Here is a 5,244-nt window from a genome sequence, read left to right as displayed (position 1 = left end):
AAACAAAACAACAAGTCCCGCGTTCGTGAAACGGTCGAGCATTTTCAGCAAAAACCATATCAAAAGCAGCTTCAGGACCGTTGTTACCGAATAGGTAAGAAGCAGAGTAGCGGAAAGATCATTCACACGGTGCACTCAAACCAATCATTGGTCACTTGTCGAGGCATAGCCGAAAGACCAAAGCCTTCCGCTGACCCCCGCAAGGCTTTTCAGCCCTGCGATATCTGAGGTCGCCGGGCTGCTAAGCCTTGCTTCCGTCGCGCTCTGTGGTGACACTTCTGCTTTGCAAACCCGGTGACATTTCTACTTGGTTGCAACACTGACTCCGCCAAAATCCTTCACTCCGGCTGCCAGTCATCGTCGAGCGAGGATTGCACTCCGCTATCTGTGATCGAAGCATAGTGCGTGGCGGTTTCGGTACCCATTTCTGTACCGTCCCCAGACATGTAGGCCTGCGCGAACTCGGTACGCTTGAATACGGATCCATCAAGTTCGATTGTGGTGCGATCCTCTGCCGTCGCGCGTGTCACAGAGCCATCATACCAAACCTTGATCCGCGTCCCGTCTGCGATCTGTACCACAACGGCCATCGGCTCGATCTGCACACCCAGCCAACCGTCATCGGTGTCCCGCCGCGCGATGATCTTGTCAGACCGGAACTTGACCTGAACATCGCCCGACAAACTGTTGCCGCTTGATTTCAGAACAACAAAAGCCTCTTGCTCGGCCGGGTTTGGGTGGATCGTAACATTTGCGTTCTTCGGCGGCCAAACCTTGGCGGAGTCGCGTTTCTTGCCCTTCTGGTCGCGGTGAAACCCAACATAGAGCTGGGCCGATTTCCAGATGCGCGTGGCCTTCCTTGAAAGTGCCGTGGATTTTGCAGTCATGTCATCGGACCTTTTAGAACGGATATTTCGGATTGGTGCTTACGGTGGCCATGCGGATCTGACGGAACGAGATCAAAGGGCAAGGTATCAAGGGTGAAGCGCCCAATGGAATACCTATGAAGAAAACCCAGCAGGTAGACCGGATCGGCGGGGTATGGCGCACAGTTCCATGCATGGCGCAGTGCGGCTGCTTCATTAGAAGAATACGCGGCTATGTGTAGTGGCTTGAGATCATAATCCGTTGGGCGCGAGATTATCGGCATTTCTGGCTCAGATTATTTGAGACTGTAAATCGATTTGGGATCACATTATTTGCGACTGGACTCAGAATAATTGAGACGGGCTCACATTGCTGAGACTGGGATCGGTGGGGTGAGACCATCCGACGCCGTCACAGCGACAACGCTCACCCCGTCGGCTCGTATTACTCTGCAAGAAATTTTTTCACTTCTTGATTATCAATAAACCAGTTGGAAATTCCTAGAATATTGGTGTCTAGATATCCAAAAAATCTTTCTGGGCGGCTTAAATCTAGGAAGTAGAAGGCCAGTTCCTCGCCCTTAGTTCCGTCATCAAATTCGACGAACTTCCGGGTGAGAAAATTCTCTGGTTTTGTGCACACTGGCATAAATCGTTGAGTTAGAAAAATTCCGGTATCAGAGTGCCTTTCTTCCTCAACTTCTTCAGAAGGAATCATCGTATAAAGCCAAAGCCAACCAGTGCCGTCAGCTTCCAGTTGTACATCGGTAAAGAGAGCAGTAACTTTGTCCAGCCCCAATTCTATGGGCCAGTTTTGAGCAAGGTTTCTGGAACGGGCGGTCGCATGTTTAGAGCCTGATGGGGTCTGACACGATTGTACTGTCTAAGCCAGGTATTGATGACGATCTGAGCCTGTTTGGTGGTGTGGAACCATTCTGCGTTGAGGACTTCCCGGCGCAGAGTGCCATTGAAGCGCTCGTTGTATCCATTCTCCCAAGGTGATCCCGGGTAGATTTGGATCGGCTTAATGCCCACCTTTCTTAACCAGGTCTGCAGGGCCGTTGCGATGAACTCCGCGCCGTTGTCGGAACGGATGTGTTCGGGCTTCCCGTGCCGCAATAAGAGTGGGTAGAGCGCATCCAGCACGTCTGCGCTGTTCATCTTCGGCTTGACCGCTACGCAGAGCGCCTCACGGGTATACTCATCCAGCACCGTCAGCATCTTGTAGCTCTGTCCGTTGCTCAGCTTGTCGTGGACAAAGTCAATGCTCCAGATGTGATTGGGATGTTGCGGTCGGAGCCGGATGATCGAGCTGTCCTTGTGGTACAGCCGTTTGCGTTTCTTGTGCCGTTGTGGGAGCTGCAAGCCTTCTTCGCGCCATAGTCGTTCGATCTTTTTATGATTGACTGCCCAGCCTTCGACACGCAGCAGCTCGGCGACCTTGCGGTAGCCGTAGCGCCCATACCGTTTGGCCAATCGGATCATCGCCAGACGTAACGCCTCATCATCCTTTGGCGCTGCGCGGTATTGCAGCGTGCTCCGCGCCAATCCAATCACGCGACAGGTGCGCCGTTCAGAGGTTGCCAGCTTTTGTCGGGTGTGGACCACGGCCTGACGAAGCTGGTCTGCCGTCAGGCCTTTGGCTTTAGATAATCAAGGCTCTCCTTGAGAATGAGTTTGTCCAGTTCAAGCTCAGCCACGATTTTCTTGAGCCGATCATTCTCTTTCTGCAGCGCCTTCAGATTGGCCATCTCAGATCGTCCCATCCCACCAAACCGCTTGCGCCATGTGTAATAGGTCGCATCACTGACACCAGCCGTTCTGCACGCCGTCGCGACATCCGAACCAGATGCCAGGCCCAGCTCAATCTCGCGCAAAAGCCGCAGAATATCTTCGTCCGAATACCGTTTCCGCGCCATCAATCCCGTCTCCAAAACTAAGCCAACTGTGGCACAGTTTTAGGGGGCCAAGACAGAGGCCCATGATCTGCATGGAAAGACATTGATCGGGCTGAAACGCCTGATGGAAGTGATCGCGCGCGGCGGAGGCAATCTGTCCGTTATTCTGGTCGGCCATCCGAAGCTGCGAAACGACCTTCGCCGCCCAACGATGGAAGAGATCGGGCATCGCACTGATATCCTGCCCTTCGAAGGATTGGGGGAAGAGTCCCGAACCTATCTCGACTGGCTTTTGGACCAGTGTACCGAGGACGACGCTCCACTTGACGAGATTATCGAACCGGCGGCGCTGGACCTACTGGCAGAGCGCCTGACCACACCCTTACAGTTTGCCGAATATTTAAACCGGGCATTGGAGGCCGGGTTCCGCATCGGCCAGAAACCAATCACGCCGGATATTGTGTCGGCCACCCTGGCCCCCGACTTTGATGACTTGGAGCCACGTCTCACCCGGCAGGGCTATTCTGTGAAGGTATTGGCGGATCAGTTCCAGTCCAAACCTGCCGAGATCAAACGCTTCCTGAGCGGGCAGCTTGAACCCGCGCGGACCCGCGAATTGGCAGAGCGAATGCGGATGGCGGGGTTGTCGCTATGAGGTCATGTGGATGGTCTCACCCCACCGATCCCAGTCTCAGAAATGTGAGCCCGTCTCAATTATTCTGAGCCCGTTCTCAAATAAAGTGGTCCCAAATCGAATTATAGTCTCAAATAATCTGAGCCAGAAACAGCGATGATCTCGCGCCCAACGGATTATGATCTCAAGCCGCTACAGCTATGAGACACCTTGCCTCACGCCATTTATCGGCACGTTGTTTCCGGCTGCGTTTCTCTTGCCGTTCCCAATCCACTGCGCGTTTGAACATAACCTCATCTTCACTGGGTTGCTGCTCTGCGATCTGATTGGCCAGCAATGGAAAAGCCTCGCGTTCCTTCTGCTGTTTGCGGCGCAAGGCGGCACGCTTGCGGGGTGTGTCTTCGAAGGCAAAACGGGGCCACATCTTGAACCTCATGGCTCGATCCCTCCCTGCCAGCGGGTGCGACTATTGCGGAGATGCTGAAGACAGGCCACTCGCCCGACTTCTGCATGCATCCCGTTGTCGAGCGCGAACCGATGGCGAGCCTCCCAGTCCCGAACCCAGTCTGCGGCCAAACGGTCGTCAACCCGACCACTCTGAAAAGGATTGTCCTCGAGCAGGAAGCCCTTGCAATGTGCAGCACCGCCATCGGTGGGAGCGCGCAGGGTGTCGTTTTCGTACGCGACCGGATCCACGCCACACCCCATGGGATCGGCGCGGCTGCGGTCGCCTGGCGCTAAGTCAGTCATGATCGCCTCCGTTCGTAGCGGTTTGCGAAAGCTTGAGCTGGCGGGCTTCTTCGATCACGGCGTCGTACATATCGACATGGCCACAAGGGTTCTCCCATGTCTGGATTTCGTACCACTCACCATCCTCGCAGTAGCGTCGAAACACCGGTTTCCCTCTAGGCTTGCCACAGAAGGGACAGGTATTGGTGATCTCAACGGTTTTGATAATCTGCGTGATACTTTGATAGCCGTTGCCCCAAAGGCGGCGCTGCAGGGCGCGATCCAATATGGTGACTTGCATAAGTGCCTCCACTTCAATCGTATGGAATGGTGGTAAGACTGCGGTGAGTGCCGGGGCGGTCAGGGCGCTTCCTTTAACGCGTCGGCATGTGCATCAAGACGCCCGATGAGCGAAGCCATCAGTTCTCTCAGCGATGCCTGATCGGCGAGGACAAGTGCAGCGCGTTGACCAGCTGTCAGGGCAGCGACCTCGGGCGGCTGCGGTTCTGTCATCTGATCCGCGCCTGTCAGAACGCCCATCTTGGCCAGTTCGTCGGTAAGGGGGCGCAACATGTCTGCCATTGCATCAGTATCGGCGCTGTTAGAGGCGGCGGATTTCGCGATGCGCCGCAGCCTGACCACCATCTTTTCAACGCTGCCTTTGTTGGTGTCGTTTTGGAATGCCATTGGTTGTCTCCTGTCGTACCCTGTTGGTTCACGGGGCTTCCGCTCCGGTCGGGTTTCAGTATTCGATGGGTTCAAAAACAGTGAGAATGCGCTCAGTGACAGAGGGGTCGTAGGGACATTCAGATCCGCGATCGAGATAGAGGTCGTAGAACCAGCAGTACAGTCACAGCAATCGAGATCGGACCGGTGATGTTAAAAAATACCCAATCAAAGGGTTGACCAATAGGTGCGGGGCAATCGCGTGCTGAGATAACCCAGTTCACAGCCGCGGGAAGATCCGGAAAGTCGACCCAGCCACGCGGATCGTCACATAGTAACTTGCCGCGATAAATTGCCTGCGCGTGATACAGACAAACCGACAAACCAAACAAAACAACAAGTGCCGCGTTCGTGAAAGGGTCGAGCATTTCCAGCAAAAACCATATCAAAA

General features: G+C 54.5%; 9 protein-coding genes and 1 pseudogene. 2 read left to right on the top strand and 8 right to left on the bottom strand.

The annotated features are described in order from the left end of the window. The coding region (locus tag ACR0CG_RS23570; protein ID WP_480527919.1) for a hypothetical protein at positions 1-228 on the top strand (228 nt) is incomplete at its 5' end. A 110-nt stretch (positions 229-338) separates the two neighbouring features. On the opposite strand, the gene ACR0CG_RS23565 is transcribed toward ACR0CG_RS23570, so the two are convergent. The 3 genes and pseudogenes from ACR0CG_RS23565 to ACR0CG_RS23555 form a co-directional block, all read right to left on the bottom strand. After that, positions 339-887 carry a hypothetical protein gene (locus ACR0CG_RS23565; protein ID WP_480425621.1) on the bottom strand — a complete coding sequence of 183 codons (549 nt, stop codon included), beginning with the start codon at positions 885-887 and terminating at the stop codon, positions 339-341. Positions 888-1,311: 424 nt separating this feature from the next. Then, positions 1,312-1,665 carry a hypothetical protein gene (locus ACR0CG_RS23560; RefSeq protein WP_480424834.1) on the bottom strand — a complete coding sequence of 118 codons (354 nt, stop codon included), beginning with the start codon at positions 1,663-1,665 and terminating at the stop codon, positions 1,312-1,314. Positions 1,666-1,667: 2 nt separating this feature from the next. After that, a pseudogene (locus ACR0CG_RS23555) lies at positions 1,668-2,785 on the bottom strand (IS3 family transposase). An 82-nt stretch (positions 2,786-2,867) separates the two neighbouring features. Between ACR0CG_RS23555 and ACR0CG_RS23550 the strand changes: the two are divergent. Then, positions 2,868-3,419, top strand: a complete 552-nt coding sequence (locus ACR0CG_RS23550) for a hypothetical protein (protein ID WP_480527917.1) — start codon at positions 2,868-2,870, stop codon at positions 3,417-3,419. A gap of 163 nt (positions 3,420-3,582) precedes the next feature. Here ACR0CG_RS23550 and ACR0CG_RS23545 read toward each other — a convergent pair whose 3' ends face one another. From ACR0CG_RS23545 to ACR0CG_RS23525, 5 genes are all read right to left on the bottom strand, one after another. Beyond that, positions 3,583-3,834: a hypothetical protein gene (locus ACR0CG_RS23545; RefSeq protein WP_480435134.1), complete on the bottom strand. Its 252-nt coding sequence runs from the start codon at positions 3,832-3,834 to the stop codon at positions 3,583-3,585. Continuing rightward, the gene (locus tag ACR0CG_RS23540; protein ID WP_480425615.1) at positions 3,831-4,148 is read right to left on the bottom strand and encodes a hypothetical protein; all 318 of its coding nucleotides are present in this window, start codon (positions 4,146-4,148) and stop codon (positions 3,831-3,833) included. Before ACR0CG_RS23540 ends, ACR0CG_RS23545 begins: the two co-directional genes overlap by 4 nt. After that, on the bottom strand, positions 4,141-4,428 hold the full coding sequence (locus ACR0CG_RS23535; RefSeq protein ID WP_480425616.1) for a hypothetical protein: 288 nt from the start codon (positions 4,426-4,428) through the stop codon (positions 4,141-4,143). The genes ACR0CG_RS23540 and ACR0CG_RS23535 overlap by 8 nt, the downstream gene beginning before the upstream one ends. A 59-nt stretch (positions 4,429-4,487) precedes the next feature. Continuing rightward, entirely contained in the window at positions 4,488-4,814 is a 327-nt protein-coding gene (locus tag ACR0CG_RS23530) for a hypothetical protein (protein WP_480425795.1), read from the bottom strand. A gap of 119 nt (positions 4,815-4,933) precedes the next feature. After that, on the bottom strand, positions 4,934-5,244 hold a 311-nt coding region (locus tag ACR0CG_RS23525), incomplete at its 5' end, for a hypothetical protein (protein WP_480527915.1).

Source organism: Ruegeria sp. AB8, assembly GCF_056542605.1.
Note: the sequence above shows the minus strand (reverse complement) of the source record. Positions and strands in the feature narration are given on the sequence as shown.